Source organism: Shewanella sp. GD04112 (assembly GCF_029835735.1).
GTDB lineage: Bacteria > Pseudomonadota > Gammaproteobacteria > Enterobacterales > Shewanellaceae > Shewanella.
In genome coordinates this window covers 85,609-104,015 of record NZ_JAOEAL010000001.1, presented here as the reverse complement: position 1 = coordinate 104,015, position 18,407 = coordinate 85,609, and the positions used below count along the sequence as shown (strand labels likewise).

Here is an 18,407-nt window from a genome sequence, read left to right as displayed (position 1 = left end):
ATGTCTTGGGATCAGGTTTGGATAGACGTTAACGTAGCAACAATGGACCCTTCCATATCAGCACCTTACGGCGCAATTACCAATGCAGCTATCGCAGTAAAAGACGGTAAAATTGCCTGGTTAGGCCCGCGCAGCGAGCTGCCCGCCTTCGATGTGTTGTCCATTCCTGTTTACAGGGGCAAGGGCGGTTGGATCACTCCGGGGCTGATTGATGCCCACACCCATTTAGTGTTTGCCGGTAATCGTGCCAACGAATTCGAGCTACGCCTAAAGGGCGCTACCTACGAGGAAATCGCCCGTGCTGGCGGCGGCATTATTTCCACGGTTAACGCCTGCCGTGAAGCCGACGAAGCCGAGTTATTTGATCTCGGACGCCAGCGTTTAAATGCCTTGGCAAAGGAAGGCGTCACTACGGTTGAGATTAAATCTGGCTACGGTTTAGATACCGAAACCGAACTCAAAATCCTGCGTGTTGCCCGCGAACTCGGCCAACATCACCATGTGGATGTGAAGACCACCTTCCTCGGTGCCCATGCGGTGCCGCCCGAGTTTAAAGACAATAGCGACGGCTATGTCGACTTAATAATCAATAAGATGCTGCCTGCGGTGATTGCCGAAAACCTCGCCGATGCGGTGGATGTATTCTGTGAAAACATCGCCTTTAACCTAGAGCAAACCGAGCGCGTGCTGAGCGCCGCCAAAGCGGCTGGCCTGCAAGTCAAACTGCACGCCGAGCAATTATCCAATATGGGCGGCTCTGAATTAGCCGCACGCTTAGGCGCTAAGTCGGTTGATCATATTGAATATTTAGATGAGGCTGGCGTTAAGGCCCTAAGTGAAAGTGGCACCTGCGCCGTGCTGTTACCGGGCGCGTTTTACTTTTTGCGGGAAACCCAAAAACCGCCTATCGACTTATTGCGTCAATACGGTGTGCCTATGGTGCTCGCCAGCGACTTTAATCCCGGCTCATCGCCCATCTGCTCGACTCTGCTGATGCTGAACATGGGTTGCACCCTATTCCGCTTAACACCAGAGGAAGCGCTTGCGGGTTTAACATTGAATGCCGCTAAGGCTCTTGGGATTGAAGAGAGTGTCGGCAGCTTAGTGGTTGGTAAACAGGCGGATTTCTGTCTGTGGGATATCGCCACCCCAGCGCAACTCGCCTATAGCTACGGCGTGAATCCCTGCAAGGATGTGGTGAAAAACGGTAAGTTAGTGCATCAATAATCAGCGGTTCAGCTAAACAAGGTCGCCATGGATACTGCCGGCCTTGTTTAGCAATCATATCTGCGGTTATTGAGCGCCATTTTCTAACTGCTCATCTTGTTGTTTTACCAGCTTATGCTCGCCTTCATTACAGCCGATTTTCCAGTAACTTGATGTATAAAAATGGCTTTTCGGTAAGTCGTATGTCTGCTTAAGCAGCTTTCTTAGGGCGCGCATACTGCTAAATTCGCAGGCGAGCCACACGGCGCCTTGTCCCTCGAGTTTTGGCAACTGAGCAATGCGTTCGACCAAGGGCTTACCTTCTGGGTCGGCCTCTGGATTAATCACCCAATGCAGTTGCACATTGCGAGGATGCACTAAGGGCTGAATATCGGCTTCACTTAGCACCTCAATCACTGCGTAACCCACTGCATTGCTTGGCAATTGCGCCAAGTTCACGCTGATGGCGGGCAAGGCCGTCATATCCCCTGCCAATAAAAACCATTCGGCATCTAAGTTGATCAGTTTTTTCAGTCCGGGGCCACCGATTTGGATGGTATCCCCAATCTCGGTCGACTTTGCCCAACGGGATGCGGGGCCATCGGTATCGTGCAGCACAAAGTCCACATCGATTTCATTCATCCGCTGCTGACGAATGGTATAAGTGCGCATTAATGGCCGCTCATCCCCCGGCTGCGGAAACAGTAATTTGATATAGGCGCTTTCTTGATCGGCGGGAAAACCTGCGAAGCCATCGCCGCCTAAGGTGATACGTAGCATATGTGGCGTGACTTGGGTTTTACCTATCACGGTCAATTCGCGCGGGGCGGGTCTGTTCATACTAAAACTCCAAAAAATAAATGGCATTCAATCGTTAGCTTTCCGCCACGCTATCGCTGATCTGGTTGGCAATACGGATAAACACCGCAATTTCATCCTGACTGAGCGCTTGGGTCATATGGGCAACGGTGGCTTTTTCGGCGGCAATAATTTGCGTCATCAACTGCTCACCCTGAGCCGTCGGTCTCAGCAACTGACTACGACCATCCTTAGGATTATCGACCTTGAGGATATAACCAGCCTGCTGTAGCTCATTGAGCACCCGCGTAATTTGGGCTTTATCCCGCTGCATACGTAGGGCAATAGATTGCGCCGTGGCCTCGGGGTGACGGCAAATCCCCTTGAGCACCCGAATATGGGTGACAGGCAATTCAATCTGCTGCGCAGCAATATCCGCACGCAGCTGTTTTTTGTAGGCATGCACTAATCTGTGCAAGGTTTCACCGAGGGAAGTGGTAGACATAATGGCATCTCGAGATAGTTGACATTATCAACAATATCAAGATTGATTGACTATGTCAACTAACTGCGTTTTTTGGATAAAGCCTTTACTCAGAGAGTAGACTTAAGCAATTAGCTCATAGCGTGCTTGATAGAGGATAAGGGCGACTAAAGTACTCACCTTGAGTATCATTGAATTTACAAAGGAAAATCCTGTAAGTTAATACAAACAAGCTAACAGGTGCGAAATGGAATAGTTATGTTAAGGATACTGAGTTTGCTGCTACTGATTTTTTCCAGCCAAAGCCTAGCTAGCTCATGGCCTGTACCTAAGTCGATTGTGATGGTCAGCCCTGATGGAGGAGTCATTGCGCGACTCCACTCTGGCTCATTTCCCTTAGACAAACCTGAGTCAGCGCAAATGAGTATTTTTATCTGGGATGAACAGTCTGGATATGTGCTTTCCAAGCGCTATCCACTGCCTTATCGCTTCGCACCAGCCAAATTTGCAGTAAACGACAATGGGTTTGTGATTACCGTAGGTAAATATGTTGCGGAAGAAACTGGCCCAGATATTGGCATTTTTAATCCTCAAGGACAGCAAATACAGTCCCATACCTTGGAGCAACTTTTCCCAGATACAACGCAAAGACAGCAATTAATCGCCCAATCACAAAAATTAACCACTGAATGGCAGCAACCTCAGCGAGATGAGCCCCAATGGTATTGCCTATCTGCCCCAGAGGCCATGATGAACAATGCTTTCTCCGTTAGATATGAATTAGGCGCTTTATTGTTTTATGTCGATGGGAATCCATTTGAAAGCTACCTATTTGAGAGTGGTTGCCCTCGCCTCTGAAATAAACTGGCTAATGCGGCCTGCGCATTCTTTCGCTTCATGGTCCCGCATAAAACTACAGATATCGACTTTTAAACCATCAGGCATTTGTAAGGTGACAAAAGGTTGGTCGTAGTCAGGATTTTGTGCTGGCAATCCAACCTTTGTGATTTCAATTCGGTCGAGTGAATATACGGTTACTTGCTGGGTTATCAGGTTGCGCCGCGTTAGCACAACTTCATTCGTCACTGCATTAATCCGCAACTCTATCGACATGGCTAAGCCTGCAAACCAGAGGGAGAGTGTCATAATCGCGGTAGGTAGCAGGCACAAAAACAAGGTATGAATACCGAGAAACAACAAAGCAGGAGGATTTGACCAATCTATTTGCAGCCAATGAGATAGAAAATACCCGAGCGGAAGCAGAGGAGTTACCCCCCCCAACCAAACCTACTAATAACCTGAGCCAGCCCGAAATAGGATTATGATAAAAGATCGCCCGCTCTTGATAGAGCAGGCAATCATCTCTTTTTCGCAGTGAGTTAAGCCATGCCATTAATGCCATCCTAACGACATGCGGATAAGTAAAAAATCTCAGAAGAGAAGCTTAATTTAAAACCCTTTGCTCATCATCAACTTGATGATAAAACTTAACTTCTTTAATCTTTTGCTCTGACTCTTCTTCCGTTAGCACTTCTTGCTTAACTAGCCATTTGAATTTGTTGATCTCATTATTCAACTCATTCTCAGGGTTGATATCAGCATACCAATTGGCCAACTGTGCTTTACGGCGCGCCATTAACTCTTCAATCAAGACATCATGATGTTTGTCTTTGATAATAAAGATATTAGCACCCTCAGCTTTAAATACAGTATAAGTAACCTTGGTCATTAGTGCCCATGTTAAGCAGGCGGCCCCAATAAATATCCACATGGGGTCAAAGTAAAAGGCACCTCGCGTAAAACTGCCATAGCCACTTTGAAACAGGCCAAGCAAGATCCACAATACACCTACGTTTCTAAGCCAATCATTTTGCTCAGTTTGCTCAGAACGTTTAAGGGGTAAATCACCGTAATAAACTTCAACATCCCCTTTAGCTGATCCATCTTCATAGGCGTATTCAAACTGCTCTTGCCCTAAGCGAAAAGTATGTTTGTTTTTTCCCCTCTTTTGTATAACTTCCATTTTTTGTCCTTTTATTGCTCGCTCATCCAAAACAATAAGATTTAAGCAACTTATACATTAAGCCGTCAACAAATTAGCAACAAATAACGATTTAAAGCAGTAATAAAATGAAAGTCGTAGCTTACAGCTCTGACTTTAATCCACTCAAAACGAGTAACAAAAGTTATACGGTTTGAGTGCAATAAACTGCTAGGATAACCGTTCAAATTTGAGCTTGATCACACTAAATACGGTTTAACGCTTGAGGGGTCAGTTCGATAACGGATTTGCCTCAATGTCTTTGTATGAGTAACCCGATGAAAAGAATAATAAATGCTTTAATGCTGGCCATGTTAGCAACGGGCTGTAGCGATCCAAACCCAACACAGACCAATCAAACCGCCGAGCAGGCCAAGGCCGAAAAGGCCGTCCAAGTATTGAGCCTTAAGCAACAACTTGCGCCAATCACCCAGCGTTATTTTGCCCTTAGACCCGAAATCGCCACCTATTATGGCGTGGCCGAGGATGAAGCGGGCAAGGATGTACTCTCTAAGCTGACCGATTACAGCCCATCGGGGGAAAATCATCGCCGTAAAGCGCTTAAGGCCATATTGACCGAACTCAATACTATCGATGCCAGCCAGCTTAGCGCCTCTGAGCAAGTGAGTTTAGGCTCGATAAAATCTGAAATCGCTGGCGCCCTGCTGCCAGCCGAAACCGTGGCCTATGGCACTATGCTCGGTGAATACGGCGTTTGGTTTTTACCTTATGTCGTCAACCACTTATCTGGATTGCATGTTGAATTTCCGGGGTATATGGAAGATAAGTTTGCGGTCACCACCCCAGAGCAAGCTAAGGCCTATCTCAACCGCTTAACCATGTATCCTGCCGCCATGGGCACAGTTATCGATAAGCTGGATCAAGATGTGCAAATGGGCGTGATCCCACCCGATTTTATTATCGATAAGACCATAGCCGTGTTGCAGCAACAATTAGTGCACCATGCTAATGAACATCCCTTGGTCAGCAGTTTTAAAGCCAAATTAACCGCCGCCCAAGTACCAGAAAGTGAAGCGTTGGTGAACTCTGCCGCCGAACTGGTGGAGACAAAATATTACCCTGCGACGCGCCAGTTGATTTCCGCACTGCAAGCCGTGCGCCTCAAGGCCACCCATGTAACGGGACTCGGACACCAACCTCAAGGCGCTAAACTCTACAAGGCGATGATTAAGCACCTCGCCAATTCGGAGATGACCCCAGATGAGATCCACCAACTAGGATTAGACGAAGTTGCCCGCATTACGGCCGAGATGGATGTGTTACTCAAGCAAGTGGGTTACCGCAAAGGCACAGTGGGCGAGCGCATGCAGCGATTGCTTAAGGATCCTAAATACATCTACCCCAACACCCCCGAGGGTAAACAGCAATTAATGACGGACATTCACGGCTATCTGACGAAAGTGAACGCCAAATTACCGTTGTGGTTTGGGCTGTTACCGAATCAAGAGGTTGCGGTTGAAGCCGTGCCAGACAGTCGCGCCGCCGCAACCAGCGGTGCATTTTACGATGCGCCTTCTCAAGATGGTTCGCGTAAGGGCACCTTCTGGATAAGCCTGTACGATATGGCGGCGCTGCCCTCCTATTCGCTGCAAACCTTAACCTACCACGAGACCAATCCCGGCCATCATCTACAGACGCTCATCGGTCTGTCGGATACCTTGCCGCTGCTGAGTACCATTTTTTACTCTAATGCCGCGGGAGAAGGTTGGGCACTGTATGCTGAGCGCTTAGCCGCCGAGATGGGCATGTATCAGGATAATCCGATTAACGACCTTGGCCGCTTGCAGTCTGAGTTACACCGTGCGGTGCGCTTAGTGGTCGACACGGGTATGCATGCTAAGGATTGGAGCCGTGAGCAAGCCATTGATTATGCAGTGGCGACTGAGGGAATACACCTCTCTGAAGCCACGGGCGAAATCGAGCGCTATGTGGTTTGGCCGGGGCAAGCCTTAGGTTACAAGCTGGGCGAGCTAAAAATTATCGAATTGCGCACTAAGGCCAAAAAAGCCTTGGGCGATAAGTTTGATATTAAAGTCTTCCACGACAGGCTACTCGAAAATGGCGCCTTGCCCTTAGATTTATTGGAGCAAAAGATGGATCAGTGGCTCGAATCCGCTAAGGCGGCCAATGCCGCCGCCGAGACCAAGGTGTAACTCGGGTAAAACCGCTCACATCATCTCAATATAGGGGTAGCTTAGGCGGCCCCTGTCTTTTTACGGCTCCCTATGCTTTTACGTTTCAGGTTAATCCGCAAAACGACGTTGATACTTGCCGCTTAAATAGCGGATCACCACAAAACCGATAACACCTGGCAGTGTCCACGACAGCAGACGCAAATTGCCATGGTCGATAAACAAACGGCTGCCACCAAAGGCGAAAAAGGCGGTGTAACAGGCGATACCCGAGCCAATCATGGCGCCTAAATGCTCAATCCACCATTCTAATTTGGTCAGGGTCGCCTTAACGCTATAACGCAAGAATCCCGCCCCAACCGTAGTGCCTAACAGGCCGAAAATCATCGCGAGGATCAGCTTTTCTTGGTATCCCCATATCGCCATCACAGGGCCAAGTAGCGTTAAGCTCAGCATTAACGACAGATGCATAGGCGATTTTAATTGCTGACGCTGCGCCTTATAACGCAGGACCAACACGCCATGCCTAACGGTCACTAGAGTTAACAAGCTGATATAGATGAGAAATATCCAAGCATTTTTACGATCTGCAATCTGCGCCGCTAAGGCGTCAGCGTTGGCCGCAGGCTGTTTAATCACCGCGAGCGGATCAATCAGGCCCGTCGTTGCCATCGCCACGCCCGTCGCCGCCACTGTGTACATGGCATAAACATAATAACGGCCAAAACGACTATGGTTCGCGCTGCCCTTTTTCAGCATGGCAGGCATCCAAAATAACACTAATGCCAGTGCGCCCGCGGTAATATGCACAAATTGCGACAGGGTGAAAATCGTGTTCATCATCTTGCTCCATCAAAGTTTGAAGCTTGATATTAACGAGCACGGGGAGTCACCCATAAGTGCCAAAAGTCATGTTTTAAGCTGTCGCATAGAGCAGCTACATTCTGTGGCTGCAATTGAGGCGACTGTCGCTATAACCCGGTATGTTTATCGAGTCTTAAGGTATCGATGATCGAGAAGGTATAACCTAACTCGGTAAACATCCGCTCGATATTGAGCTTAAAATCGATGGGGCGATCTAAATCGAGTTGATTGATAAAGAAATGGTGTTTTGTCGGGATCTTAATCAACAATTGTTTTTGATAGAAACAGGCTTCCACCTCGGCATTTAGCTCGCGGCCTAGGGCCAAGAGATTTTCCATCATCAAGGGATTGAGTAAGTAGCGCGCCTCGACTTGGTCACTGCTATACACCTCAAAACAACGCTCAAAACGTACATCCTCAAGCTTGACCCGCGACAGCTTTGTCTTAAACCCCTCAATACGATTTTTTAAACTGCCCTTATCCGTGACTAACAAGGTAGTGCCGTTGAATCGCTTAGGAATATTGCACACCAGTAGCACACCATTGAAGATGGTCACTCGCTCAACCGAGCCATTATTGTTCGATTTAGTGTTGTAAGCATCGACCTCATAAAACTGAAACGGCACCTTGTTATAGGTTCCCTTAAGGCAATTTTGCGCATACTGCTTATCGGTTTTAGGCAGCAACCCCAACTCAAGGAAGGTTGAGAAGTCCACCTTAGGCTCCCTCGTTAATGCATAATCATTGCCGAAGTACTTGAGACTAATGGGATAGAGTTTTTCAAAGGCGGCATTATAGAGTTCATTGCTTTCCTTTCCCGAGGCTATCGCCACTAACGCTATCACGGGAGTCGGCAGAAACGCGCCAATCATCAAAGGCACAAAATAATCCATAGGCACCAACATAAACTGCACCCCGAGCAGCCCTGCGAAGGCGCCCAAAATCACCGTGATGCATATGTAGTAGATTGGGGTGGTGAACTTGGCATTTTCACGCCGCCTTTGGTTCACGCCTTCACGCTTTGCTTCAAACGGGGCGCATTTAGGGGCGATTTTTTGTTTGTAATACTTCTGAAAGGGAATACGGTGATCTTCGGGAATATCAAATTCAATCGAACTCATTGGCTCCTACTCTTACGACTCAAATCCATTTAGGCCAATGATTTTACGGATTTTATTTCAGCAAGGCCAGTTTAAGGCCAACAAATGACCGATTAAGCCCGAGCAAGCCTGCGGCTACGGCGCTGCAATAAGCCAAAAATAATCAGCACTCCAAAGGTGGCGCTAAATAGGGTTAAGGCTCTGGCTACGCCATAAAAATCCGTAAGATTAAAGGAAATCCCATCCGCCCACAGCACTAAGGAACCTAAGGGCAATTGCATCGCCACCGCTGCATACCAATCGAATGGCAATCGAGGAAACAGCCGCTGATAGCTAAATAACATCAGCCCAGAGAGCAGCAATAATAAGCCCGCATCATGGGCACCTAACCCCAGATAAACCGGGCTAGTGTGGCTGAGGTTATCAACACTTCCGAGCAAAGCGTACATATAGCCCGCCGTAGCAACCAGCGCGAAACTCACAAAGCTTAATACCGCCAACAGAATACCTAAGCCAAATGCGGGTAAATATTTCATAAACAGTCTCATCAGTGCAGAACTCGCTCGACCTCATCCCTAAAACCCTAAAGGTGAACAAATTCAGTCGAAAGATAGTAAAGCTACAATAACAGCCAAAATTTCCCTTAGCTATTAAGACCATAGTCTTATGCCGACAACAAACTGTGGGATCATAAACAGCATAATTCTTCCGACTAAATCCAGTATTTCATCCATATCCACTAGATAAGCCTCTAAAATTCCTCATTTAATTAAGTTTCAGTCGAATAGCTGAGTGATATGGTGCACAATCTCCCACGGTCTAAGGGCGAAATCCACTAGCCAATTACCCCAATAACGCTTAGGATCGGGGTTGCATTTTTTAGCCAACATATTGTGGAGTATCAAAACATTATGGGTATCAGAGCCATAGTCGTAGACACAGCAGGCACCACGACAGACCTAACCTTTATCCAAGATGTGCTATTCCCCTATTCTGTCAAAGCCTTACCAGACTTTTTAGCGCAGAACCAACACAATGTCTTGGTGGAAAACTGTATCTGCGACACCCGAGATATCGCCCTCGAACCCGATGCCGATTTAGCCCGCGTGACTGAAATTTTGCAGCAATGGGTACATGAAGACCGTAAAGCGACCCCACTCAAAACCCTACAGGGTTTGATTTGGAAGCAAGGTTACGCCCATGGCGAATTTACAGGCCATATCTTCCCCGACTTTATCGAAGCGGTTAACCGTTTTACCGCGCAAAAACTGCGTATTTACAGCTTCTCTTCGGGTTCGGTTGAAGCCCAAAAACTGCTGTTCAGCCACAGTGATGGTGGAGATTTAACCGAGATGTTTAGCGGCCATTTTGATACCCGTACCGGTAACAAATTAGATAAACAAGCCTACGCCAACATACTCAACACCATCAGCCTAAGTCCTAAGCAAGTGCTGTTTGTGTCCGACGTGGTTGAAGAGCTTAAAGCCGCCGAAGCTGCAGGCATGATGACCTGCCAAATGGTGCGCGACAGCAAACAACGCACTGGCGATTATCGCACTATTAACAGTTTCGATGAGCTAGTGATCGACTAACATCGGCACTGCAAACAAAAAGCGACCCAAGGGTCGCTTTTTGTTTATCTGGCAAATCAAATCTACCTGTCCGCCGGGTGATTCACCCCATCGCAAACCGGCACATCGCCTAATTCATAAGGATTAACGCCTTCGAGGCAACCAAGGTTATAGCCATATTCATTGGGATTAGAGCGCCTTTGATGATGGGTATAAATGCCGCACATGGAGCAGAAGTAATGTTTGGCCGTTTTGGTATTAAATTCGTAGCACTTTAATACGGTCTCGCCTTTGATAATCTTCAATCCCGCCAGCGGCACTGAACCGACGATAGCCCCCTTGCGCCGACAGATAGAGCAATCACAGCGCCTTGGCTTTTCAATGCCATTGGGCAGCGATAACTCCAACACCACGGCGCCACAGTGGCAACTGGCGAGATGCTTTGCTTGGATCTGAGTATTGCCAACTTGTTTAATCACTTAAGCTCCTTTTGATTAACGCCCCAACCTACCATGCAGCTCAACTTGCGCTTGCCAGTTTTGCACTTGCTGCGCCTTGGCATTGATCACAGGCCCCAACATTTGACTCTTGGCGCGCTTAAAGCCACTAAAGGCTAACGTCGCGGTATCTAATTGCTTTAGGGCGGGCGCGCCTTGGAACCACTTGTAATACCAAGGCGGCGTATCCATGGTCATGATAATACGTGAGGTTCTCCCCTCGAGCAGCCGATTAGGAAAGGTTTTCCCCTGCTGATACTGAAAGGCAAAACCAGGTAAAAATGTTCTATCAATTAACCCTTTAAACTTGGCGGGTACGCTGCCCCACCAAATGGGCACCACAATCACTAGATGCTCGGCCCATAGAATGGCCTGCTGAAAGCGTTGCAAATCCGCCTCTAATGGCTGTTCTTGATGGTATCCCTGCTCCAAATTAGGCTCAAATGCCAACTCGCAGAGCTTTAACAGGCGCACCGAATGCGACTCGCCCGCAGCCTTGGCGTAAGTGTCGGCTAAATGTTCACACAGACTATCGGGTTTGGGATGACCAGAAATCACCAGAATTTTTTTTGTCATAGTAAAAACCTTGAGTATTCAATATGACAACAGCTTAAGCTCTGCCCCTAGGGGCAGAGTCAAGCTTGGAATTAGGCGCGGGATTCGCAGGTATCCAAACCATCAATACAGGCATCGAGCCTGACTAATTTATCTTCTAATTCGCTGATCTGCCGCTGGAAATCGGCTTTGATATTCAATAAAAACTGCTGCACAGACTCAAGCTGCGCCGCCTGCTCACCCTCGGTAAACAAGTCTTTAAGTTGCGAGAGTTTAATACCTAAGGTTTTGGCCTCTTTGATCAGCAATAACTGCTTTATATCGGTTGCGCTATAAGTACGATAACGCCCCTTACGGATCGGCGCACTGATCAGTCCCCACTCCTCGTAGAGGCGAATCGCCTTGATCGACAGGCCCGTTTGCTTCGCCACAGCACCAATATACATAGTATTTAATCCATTAAAATAATTGAAAAAATCATCATAAACCTCCAAGCCTTAGCCAGCATATCACCGCGCTTTAGGCTTGTCGCTCGCACTTTATACTGCTAGTCTGGCTGCCTTAAACGAGCGTTTTAACTAGAGCTTTTGACTATGAGTAATGCAATGGAAAGTCCAACACTAAGTCCAATGGAAAAGTTTCTCGCACAGCACCCTATAGTGACCGAAATCCCCGTGGCTTGGGGCGAAATGGATGCGCTGCAACACGTCAACAACGTGGTCTATTTCCGCTATTTTGAAACCGCACGTATCGACTTTTTCAACCGCCTCTTTCCACTCGATGCCCTGTATAAATCCGGTGTTGGCCCAGTGATTAGCGAAAATCAGGCCCGCTATAAACGTCCAGTAACCTTCCCCGATACCCTATTGGTCAGCGTGAGTATCAGCGATATTCAAAGCGACAGATTTACCATGCATTATCAGGCCTTTAGTAAGCAGCAACAGGCCATAACGACCTTAGGTACTTCGGTCGCAGTGATGTTTAACTTTAAAACGGGTCAAAAAGCCGAGCTTCCCACGGAATTACTCGCCATTCTTAAACAACACGAGCAAGCTTAAGCTACCGAGTCTATGGCAACATTGCCATAACACTTTAGGCCATATCAGAGGGAGGCTGTATGTCAGAAAAAGCGCCAATAGAAGTCGTTGTTGAGCATCAACAGGATCAACAACGTTTTGTGATCCCCGTTGACGGGCATGAAGCCGTGCTGGAATACCGACTCAATGGCCAGCACATCGACTTTAACCGAACCTTTGTGCCCGACGAGCTACGCGGCAAAGGCCTTGCCGAACGTTTAGTTCGCCATGGCCTAAAGTGGGCCAAAGCCCAAGATTTTGAGATAGCAGCCAGCTGTTGGTATGTGCAGAAGTTTTTGAAATAACAGGCTTCGCAACAGGTGTGCTAAATCCAATAGACTGGATAGTGGCGTTTGGGATCGGTGGAGAGATTATTCACGACCAGCGCCACCAGCAATAGCAGTAGTGAGCCGAGAAAGACCGGCATCAACGCGTAGAGAAATCCGAGTTGATGCACGTTATCACCGCCTATCACGGCAATTAATGCCGTTGCGCCGCCCGGTGGATGCAGCGTGCGAGTTAAATACATCAATGCGATGGCTAGTGATACGGCTAGCGCACTCGCGAGCACCATATAATCGGCAAACACTTGATAAACAGCCACACCAATCAGTGCCGATAACACACTGCCGCCAATCAAGTTACGTGGCTGAGAAAACTCTGCCAGCGGCGCGCCATAGACTAATACCGCCGATGCCCCAAATGAGCCAATCACAAACATAGTGCCGAGCAGATTATCGCTCATATAACTGGCGAGACTGGCGACTAAGTAAATGCCGCAAAAGGCTCCCACCCATGACCAAACGATCTTTTTCAGGGGTTGTCGTGGCGGACAGATGTCCTTAGAACGCATTCGGGTGAAGTAAAATCTCATGCTAAATCCGGCCGGAAGGAATAAAGGCGCGGATAAGTGATCCGCATCACATTTGCGGCCGCCACGTTAACGTTTTCACCGCGCAATTGCAATTGTGCGGTGAAAGCGAATATCTGACTTATGCAGCTTCGCCATTCAGGCTAGCTAGGATTTCACGAATATCTTCGGGGATGGGGCGGCTTTTTTCGCAGCTGTAGTCGTAGTGCACTAAGGTGGTTTTCACTTCGGCGGTTTTATTGCCAACCTGCCAACAGGTTTGAGTCAGCTCGAAGCTGCTATTGCCGATACGGCTGACATAGGTTTTCACCGTCACACTCTTGCCGTAATAAGTCGGCGCGATAAAGGCCACGGTAAAGCCTGCCACTATGAGGTTCCACTGATGCAAATCCAACTCGGGATTAAAAATCTCGAAGATTGGCGTGCGCGCCGCCTCGCACCACACGGGGATCACTGTGTTGTTGATATGGCCTAGACCATCGGTTTCGGTAAATCTTGGGTGGATTTCAAGGCTGTATTCGGTGACTGACATGCAAACTTCCCTTTTGTTGTTCTTATACTTTTATGCTGTGAATGGGATAAACGAGGCGCTTGCCCCGTTTATCCCCACCAAGCCTAACAGAAATAAGAAGCGCGATGCTAGAACTGGCAGCTCGCGGTCTCTGGGGTTTGCTTGCCATTGGCATCGTACTTTTTCATACAGCCAGCCTTACCCATATCGAATATTTTTTCGTATTTCAGCTTGCCACTGCTGTCGTAGGACTTAAACACACCATGGCTTTTAGGGTTCTCTAAGTGATAGATTTTGCGCCCCTTAGTCACATGGGAAAAATCCGAGAATCCGGGTTCCTCTTGATAGATAACACCGTTGATATAGCGCTTATGCACCACATGCTGCTCATCGATACGCAGCATTTCGCTGGCCAACTTACCATTTTGGTCATAACAGACTTTATCCACGGCATAATTGCTGTCGAGATCCTCGATACAACTCACGGCACCATTATCAAAGTACTCCCGCTGGATACCACAGCGCGCAATGGCGTTATCCCAGAAATAGGGTTCACCGTTCCAGGTTTCGCCTTCTTGCTGGCAATAGTTCCACAAGCTCTTTAACTGGCCGTTCGGGTAGAAAGTGTAATGGGGGCCAGAGAGGCGGTTATTGATAAGATGACCATATTGCACGAGCGAATAGCCGCCGTCGGTGGAATAGCGGATGCTTGGGCCATATTCCTGACCCGCTTTATAGGCCTGCAGAGACATTAAGCGACCGTTAGAATCGAATCGATATTCTTTATCGACTGACCCATTGGTGTAATAGCTTAATTCGGATAGGCGGCCGCCACGATAAACACGCTGCTCACCGTCTTTAATCGAGCTAGTTTCAGCATTTTTTGAACTTAACACCCCCTCACAATCGCCTGCGTAGGGTTCTTTTCGCATCATGCATTCATCCTGCGAAGGCTTAAGTGTCACGGCGTCATTAAACTTATACTGACTCAACTCATTCAGATCGCCGTTAGACTCGAGCCACATTTGTGCGCCATCCAACTCCCCTTGACGGTAATTGGCAACATTGCTGACGATATTTGGCGCTGAGTACCATAGACTTTCACCGTGGAGGCGGCCCTTATCGTAATGTTTGAGGGCGAACATAAAATTATCTTTATTGAATAGCTTAGCCTCACCTTGGCGTAGGCCATTCTCATAGTTGACTTCGGTCTTGTAGAGATAAGTCACCGATTGCTTAGTGGTAAAAGCATCGTTCTCATCGGGCGTTCGAATATAGACCCAAGTACCTGAACGTTTACCATCGAGATAGCTGCCTTCACCGGTTTGAAAGCGATAATCCCCCTGGGTAACCTTTTCCACCCAAGCGCCTTGTTTTACGCCCTTTTGGTATTGGCCTTTGCTGCCATCGGACTCAAGCCACTCGCCATCTTTTACGCCATTGAGATAGATGCCCTTTTCGGACAACTTCTTCGCGCCTTCGGTGCTGGAATCGTAATCTGGGGTATAGATTTCACTCGGGCCATCGGGCACGCCCTTGTTGTAGTGAATAAAGCCGTAGTTATCGGCATCATCCATAATGGACTGCAACACCCATTTGCCCTGTTTCTTACCGTCGAGGTACTCGCCTTCCCAATAGGTTTCACGGCTGTCGGCTTCAATCCACTTACCCACTTGCTTACCCAGCTTATAGTCACCGGCATACATCACACTGCCATTGCGGGCATCGTAGGCGGCAAAGTGACCATCCAGCTCACCCTGCACATAATGGGCTTCACTGGCAACGCCAGCCCAAGTACTGCCCATACTCATAAATTCGTAAAAAGGCCCTGTTCGCGGGATTTTTTCGCCGCCATTTTTAAGCCAATCGATGTCGTCGGCCTCGTAGCCAATGGCCACCAGCATAAAGCTGCTATCTTCTTCGACGTAGGCGCTGCGATCAAAGGTTGCCACCAGACTGTATTTTCGTTCACGCCCCTCGGCATCCTTATCGGTGCGAGTCAGGGGATAGCGCAGCTTGTATTCCACTGCGGTTTTTACATCCGTTGCCGTGCCTTCAGAATTGCGATAGCCAATTAAGGTCGGTTTGAGTTTTGAGGTACCATCAAGAATCGCTTTGATGTCAGCATCTTGGACGCCCTCAGCCTCATAGGTCATACGGTACTGCTGCGGTGGTAACTGGCTTATTACTTTGCGAACGCCGCCGACGGTAAAGGTGCTAATGGTGGGTGCGACTTCATCGAGCACGGCTTGTAGGCGCGGCAGTTTAGTCAACTCCTCGCCCTCAAAACCATAACCCCGTAGATGCTGGCCATCGGCATCCTTGAGCATGACGATCACCTCTTTAGTGCCGCCCTTGTCGAAGTCATAGTAAAACACCGCCACGATTTCGGCGCGGCCGTAATCGTCAATGCGTACACCAGGCGCATCGCCGTAGAGCATTTCGCCCCATACCTGTTGATCTTTTTGATAAAAATTGAGCCATTGGCCATTGGGAAGATCCACGGGACCGTGAACCATTTTGTCATATTCCGCCGCAAGTGCAGCAGGTATAACCGCAAAAGAAGAGAGCAACACCGCACCAACTGCGGCGCATAAACGACGAATCGAAAGTTCCATTTAACTATCCTTTACACCGACACCTTGCGCCTCGTGCGCACCAGTAAGCGGGGCGAATTTTAAGCGAAGTCCGATGCTTCAGGAAGTGGCTGACACAAAAAAGGCCGCTTAGCGGCCTTTTAAGATCAAAGATTTAACAATCAATTATTATACATAGCATTAATTTCATGGGCGTACTTGTGGTAAATCATTTTGCGGCGCAATTTAAGCGTCGGGGTGATTAATCCCGCCTCCATCGAAAAGGCTTCTGGCAGCAGGGTAAACTTTTTGATTTGCTCAAAACCCGCCAACTCTTGCTGTAAATGCTTTAAGCGCTGCTCGAAATGTTCAACCACATGGCTGTGACGCAGCAGCTCGATAGGCGACTCGTATTTCAAGCCCTTATCCTTGGCCCAGGCTTCGAGGGATTCAAAGGCAGGCACAATCAGCGCCGTCACATAGTTACGGGCATCGGCAATCACAGCCACTTGTTCGATAAAGGGGCAACGGCCCACTGTGCCTTCAACCCGTTGCGGAGCAATGTATTTACCGTTGGAAGTTTTCATTAACTCTTTGATGCGGTCGGTAATAAATAAATTGCCATTGGCATCGAGTCGTCCCGCATCGCCAGTCTTTAACCAGCCATCTTCGAAAGCAGCTGCGGTATCTTCGGGGCGATTGTAATAACCGCGCATCACGGTATCACCACGGACTAAAATCTCGTCGTCCTTACCAAGCTTCACTTCGATTTCGGGTAAGACTTTACCGTTCGAACCCGCAACTCGGTTATCAAGGGTATTACAGGTCACAGTGGCGTTCGTTTCCGTCATGCCGTAACCACAAAGTACCGGAATACCAATAGCATGGAAGAAAGACGCTACGTTTAAATCGAGGGCGGCACCACCGCAGGGCATAAACTTTAAGCGTCCACCGAGCACGGCTTGCAACTTGCTGTAAACCAGCTTGTGCGCTAAACGCCATTGCAAGGATAACCACAAACCGCCCTTAGCGCGGCCTTGGCTCACCTCAAACTGACGCTCGCCGACGCCCATGGCCCAGGCAAACAGTTTTTTACGGCCTTCGGCGGATTTAGCGACCTTATCCTGCACTGCGCTGTAAACCTTTTCGAGGAAACGCGGCACCACACACAGGGTATGTGGACGCACGGCGCTGATGGCCTCTTTCACTCTTTGAGTGTTTTGCAGATACACGTTGTGGCCGCCACGGCATAGCACATAGAAGCTCCAACCACGCTCAAACACATGGCTTAGCGGTAGGAAAGCTAACGACACATCGCCAGTGGTAAACGGCAAGATCTGATCGTGCTGACGCACAGTCGAAGCCATATTGCGGTAATCCAACATCACGCCCTTAGGGTCGCCCGTGGTACCAGAGGTATAAATTAGGGTTAACAGGTCGTCGAGATTGGCATCCTTTAAGCGCTGCTCAAGCTCAGCACTCTGGCCATATTCTTTGTCTAACAAACTGTCTAAATGCTGATGTTGAGCCTTGTCCTGCGCCAGCTCAACACTCGCGTCGAACACAATCACATGCTCTAGGGTCGGACACTGTTTTTGCAGTTCACAGGCCAGCGCATATTGCTTAGCATCGTCGACAAAAATCACCTTAGCCGCCGCATCGTTAATGATAAAGCTGGCTTGCTCTAAGGTGCTGGTCGGGTAAATGGGGACCACAACGGCACGACTTTTCAGGGTACCTATGTCGGCGCAGGTCCATTGAGGGCAGTTTTGCGACAGGATCACGCAACGGTCTTGCACTTGTACGCCAAGTTCAATCAACACCTGTGCAATTTTATGGCTGATTTGATCGAATGCCTGCCAACTGACTTGATGCCAAGGCGCAGCCATTTCAAAACCTTCCAGCGCTATAGCCTCTTTTAATGACTGGCTTTGCTGCTGTAATAGTCGAATTACGTGATATTGTTCGAGAGACATGAGTGACTCACCTTTTAGCTTACAAGTGTACCGCTTTTGCGGCATTCTACCTGAAGGCAAGCCAAAAACTAAGAGTTTTTGCTCTAATCTTGTGCAAATGTCGCCCAAATCACGCCATTTCAGGGCAA

General features: G+C 48.4%; 20 protein-coding genes. 6 read left to right on the top strand and 14 right to left on the bottom strand.

Features of this window, described 5'->3' with window-relative positions; genetic code table 11:
- Entirely contained in the window at positions 1-1,227 is a 1,227-nt protein-coding gene (hutI, locus tag N7386_RS00495; protein ID WP_011715377.1) for an imidazolonepropionase, read from the top strand.
- Positions 1,228-1,293: 66 nt separating this feature from the next.
- Here hutI and N7386_RS00490 read toward each other — a convergent pair whose 3' ends face one another.
- Together N7386_RS00490 and N7386_RS00485 are read right to left on the bottom strand one after the other, a co-directional pair.
- Positions 1,294-2,046, bottom strand: coding sequence for a siderophore-interacting protein (locus N7386_RS00490; protein WP_089066638.1), 753 nt, complete (start codon positions 2,044-2,046; stop codon positions 1,294-1,296).
- A gap of 34 nt (positions 2,047-2,080) precedes the next feature.
- Complete coding sequence (locus N7386_RS00485; RefSeq protein WP_279766740.1) at positions 2,081-2,509, bottom strand: MarR family winged helix-turn-helix transcriptional regulator; 429 nt, start codon at positions 2,507-2,509, stop codon at positions 2,081-2,083.
- Between the two features lie 237 nt (positions 2,510-2,746).
- Between N7386_RS00485 and N7386_RS00480 the strand changes: the two genes are divergently transcribed.
- A complete protein-coding gene (locus N7386_RS00480) occupies positions 2,747-3,346 on the top strand; it encodes a hypothetical protein (RefSeq protein WP_279766739.1) in 600 nt (199 codons plus the stop codon).
- Here N7386_RS00480 and N7386_RS00475 read toward each other — a convergent pair.
- Together N7386_RS00475 and N7386_RS00470 are read right to left on the bottom strand one after the other, a co-directional pair.
- Positions 3,317-3,601: a hypothetical protein gene (locus N7386_RS00475; protein WP_279766738.1), complete on the bottom strand. Its 285-nt coding sequence runs from the start codon at positions 3,599-3,601 to the stop codon at positions 3,317-3,319. The genes N7386_RS00480 and N7386_RS00475 overlap by 30 nt on opposite strands.
- Before the next feature lie 331 nt (positions 3,602-3,932).
- Positions 3,933-4,511, bottom strand: coding sequence for a hypothetical protein (locus N7386_RS00470; protein WP_279766737.1), 579 nt, complete (start codon positions 4,509-4,511; stop codon positions 3,933-3,935).
- Between the two features lie 296 nt (positions 4,512-4,807).
- Here N7386_RS00470 and N7386_RS00465 point away from each other — a divergent pair, with 296 nt between their 5' ends.
- On the top strand, positions 4,808-6,703 hold the full coding sequence (locus N7386_RS00465; protein WP_240520050.1) for a DUF885 domain-containing protein: 1,896 nt from the start codon (positions 4,808-4,810) through the stop codon (positions 6,701-6,703).
- A gap of 90 nt (positions 6,704-6,793) precedes the next feature.
- Here the strand turns inward: N7386_RS00465 and N7386_RS00460 are convergent, their stop codons facing one another.
- The 3 genes from N7386_RS00460 to N7386_RS00450 form a co-directional block, all read right to left on the bottom strand.
- On the bottom strand, positions 6,794-7,525 hold the full coding sequence (locus tag N7386_RS00460) for a hypothetical protein (protein WP_167373524.1): 732 nt from the start codon (positions 7,523-7,525) through the stop codon (positions 6,794-6,796).
- A gap of 128 nt (positions 7,526-7,653) precedes the next feature.
- Entirely contained in the window at positions 7,654-8,667 is a 1,014-nt protein-coding gene (locus N7386_RS00455; protein ID WP_279766736.1) for a DUF3137 domain-containing protein, read from the bottom strand.
- A gap of 92 nt (positions 8,668-8,759) precedes the next feature.
- Entirely contained in the window at positions 8,760-9,182 is a 423-nt protein-coding gene (locus tag N7386_RS00450) for a hypothetical protein (protein WP_279766735.1), read from the bottom strand.
- 375 nt (positions 9,183-9,557) lie between these two features.
- On the opposite strand from N7386_RS00450, the gene mtnC reads away from it, so the two are divergent.
- Positions 9,558-10,238: an acireductone synthase gene (gene mtnC / locus N7386_RS00445; protein WP_279766734.1), complete on the top strand. Its 681-nt coding sequence runs from the start codon at positions 9,558-9,560 to the stop codon at positions 10,236-10,238.
- A gap of 62 nt (positions 10,239-10,300) precedes the next feature.
- Here the strand turns inward: mtnC and N7386_RS00440 are convergent, their stop codons facing one another.
- From N7386_RS00440 to N7386_RS00430, 3 genes are all read right to left on the bottom strand, one after another.
- A complete protein-coding gene (locus N7386_RS00440; RefSeq protein ID WP_279766733.1) occupies positions 10,301-10,696 on the bottom strand; it encodes a GFA family protein in 396 nt (131 codons plus the stop codon).
- 15 nt (positions 10,697-10,711) lie between these two features.
- Entirely contained in the window at positions 10,712-11,290 is a 579-nt protein-coding gene (locus N7386_RS00435; protein ID WP_279766732.1) for an NAD(P)H-dependent oxidoreductase, read from the bottom strand.
- Between the two features lie 71 nt (positions 11,291-11,361).
- Entirely contained in the window at positions 11,362-11,715 is a 354-nt protein-coding gene (locus tag N7386_RS00430; protein WP_011624722.1) for a MerR family transcriptional regulator, read from the bottom strand.
- A 183-nt stretch (positions 11,716-11,898) separates the two neighbouring features.
- Here N7386_RS00430 and N7386_RS00425 point away from each other — a divergent pair, with 183 nt between their 5' ends.
- Entirely contained in the window at positions 11,899-12,327 is a 429-nt protein-coding gene (locus tag N7386_RS00425; RefSeq protein WP_041416664.1) for a thioesterase family protein, read from the top strand.
- 59 nt (positions 12,328-12,386) lie between these two features.
- Entirely contained in the window at positions 12,387-12,650 is a 264-nt protein-coding gene (locus tag N7386_RS00420) for a GNAT family N-acetyltransferase (RefSeq protein ID WP_011624720.1), read from the top strand.
- Positions 12,651-12,670: 20 nt separating this feature from the next.
- Here N7386_RS00420 and N7386_RS00415 read toward each other — a convergent pair whose 3' ends face one another.
- The 4 genes from N7386_RS00415 to N7386_RS00400 all read right to left on the bottom strand — a co-directional run bounded on the left by N7386_RS00415 (position 12,671) and on the right by N7386_RS00400 (position 18,279).
- Positions 12,671-13,219 carry an HPP family protein gene (locus N7386_RS00415; RefSeq protein WP_279766731.1) on the bottom strand — a complete coding sequence of 183 codons (549 nt, stop codon included), beginning with the start codon at positions 13,217-13,219 and terminating at the stop codon, positions 12,671-12,673.
- Between the two features lie 118 nt (positions 13,220-13,337).
- Positions 13,338-13,748, bottom strand: coding sequence for a thioesterase family protein (locus tag N7386_RS00410; protein ID WP_279766730.1), 411 nt, complete (start codon positions 13,746-13,748; stop codon positions 13,338-13,340).
- Between the two features lie 107 nt (positions 13,749-13,855).
- Entirely contained in the window at positions 13,856-16,345 is a 2,490-nt protein-coding gene (locus tag N7386_RS00405; protein ID WP_279766728.1) for a hypothetical protein, read from the bottom strand.
- 140 nt (positions 16,346-16,485) lie between these two features.
- Positions 16,486-18,279, bottom strand: a complete 1,794-nt coding sequence (locus N7386_RS00400; protein WP_279766727.1) for a long-chain fatty acid--CoA ligase — start codon at positions 18,277-18,279, stop codon at positions 16,486-16,488.
- Positions 18,280-18,407 lie beyond the last annotated feature (128 nt).

Coding starts and splice junctions, on each gene's coding strand:
- N7386_RS00480 (WP_279766739.1), top strand. CDS start 2,747: ATGTTAAGGATACTGAGTTTGCTGCTACTGATTTTTTCCAGCCAAAGC.
- N7386_RS00490 (WP_089066638.1), bottom strand. CDS start 2,046: ATGAACAGACCCGCCCCGCGCGAATTGACCGTGATAGGTAAAACCCAA.
- N7386_RS00425 (WP_041416664.1), top strand. CDS start 11,899: ATGGAAAAGTTTCTCGCACAGCACCCTATAGTGACCGAAATCCCCGTG.
- N7386_RS00475 (WP_279766738.1), bottom strand. CDS start 3,601: ATGTCGATAGAGTTGCGGATTAATGCAGTGACGAATGAAGTTGTGCTA.
- hutI (WP_011715377.1), top strand. CDS start 1: ATGTCTTGGGATCAGGTTTGGATAGACGTTAACGTAGCAACAATGGAC.
- mtnC (WP_279766734.1), top strand. CDS start 9,558: ATGGGTATCAGAGCCATAGTCGTAGACACAGCAGGCACCACGACAGAC.
- N7386_RS00460 (WP_167373524.1), bottom strand. CDS start 7,525: ATGATGAACACGATTTTCACCCTGTCGCAATTTGTGCATATTACCGCG.
- N7386_RS00410 (WP_279766730.1), bottom strand. CDS start 13,748: ATGTCAGTCACCGAATACAGCCTTGAAATCCACCCAAGATTTACCGAA.
- N7386_RS00485 (WP_279766740.1), bottom strand. CDS start 2,509: ATGTCTACCACTTCCCTCGGTGAAACCTTGCACAGATTAGTGCATGCC.
- N7386_RS00450 (WP_279766735.1), bottom strand. CDS start 9,182: ATGAAATATTTACCCGCATTTGGCTTAGGTATTCTGTTGGCGGTATTA.
- N7386_RS00420 (WP_011624720.1), top strand. CDS start 12,387: ATGTCAGAAAAAGCGCCAATAGAAGTCGTTGTTGAGCATCAACAGGAT.
- N7386_RS00465 (WP_240520050.1), top strand. CDS start 4,808: ATGAAAAGAATAATAAATGCTTTAATGCTGGCCATGTTAGCAACGGGC.
- N7386_RS00430 (WP_011624722.1), bottom strand. CDS start 11,715: ATGTATATTGGTGCTGTGGCGAAGCAAACGGGCCTGTCGATCAAGGCG.
- N7386_RS00415 (WP_279766731.1), bottom strand. CDS start 13,219: ATGAGATTTTACTTCACCCGAATGCGTTCTAAGGACATCTGTCCGCCA.
- N7386_RS00435 (WP_279766732.1), bottom strand. CDS start 11,290: ATGACAAAAAAAATTCTGGTGATTTCTGGTCATCCCAAACCCGATAGT.
- N7386_RS00470 (WP_279766737.1), bottom strand. CDS start 4,511: ATGGAAGTTATACAAAAGAGGGGAAAAAACAAACATACTTTTCGCTTA.
- N7386_RS00455 (WP_279766736.1), bottom strand. CDS start 8,667: ATGAGTTCGATTGAATTTGATATTCCCGAAGATCACCGTATTCCCTTT.
- N7386_RS00405 (WP_279766728.1), bottom strand. CDS start 16,345: ATGGAACTTTCGATTCGTCGTTTATGCGCCGCAGTTGGTGCGGTGTTG.
- N7386_RS00400 (WP_279766727.1), bottom strand. CDS start 18,279: ATGTCTCTCGAACAATATCACGTAATTCGACTATTACAGCAGCAAAGC.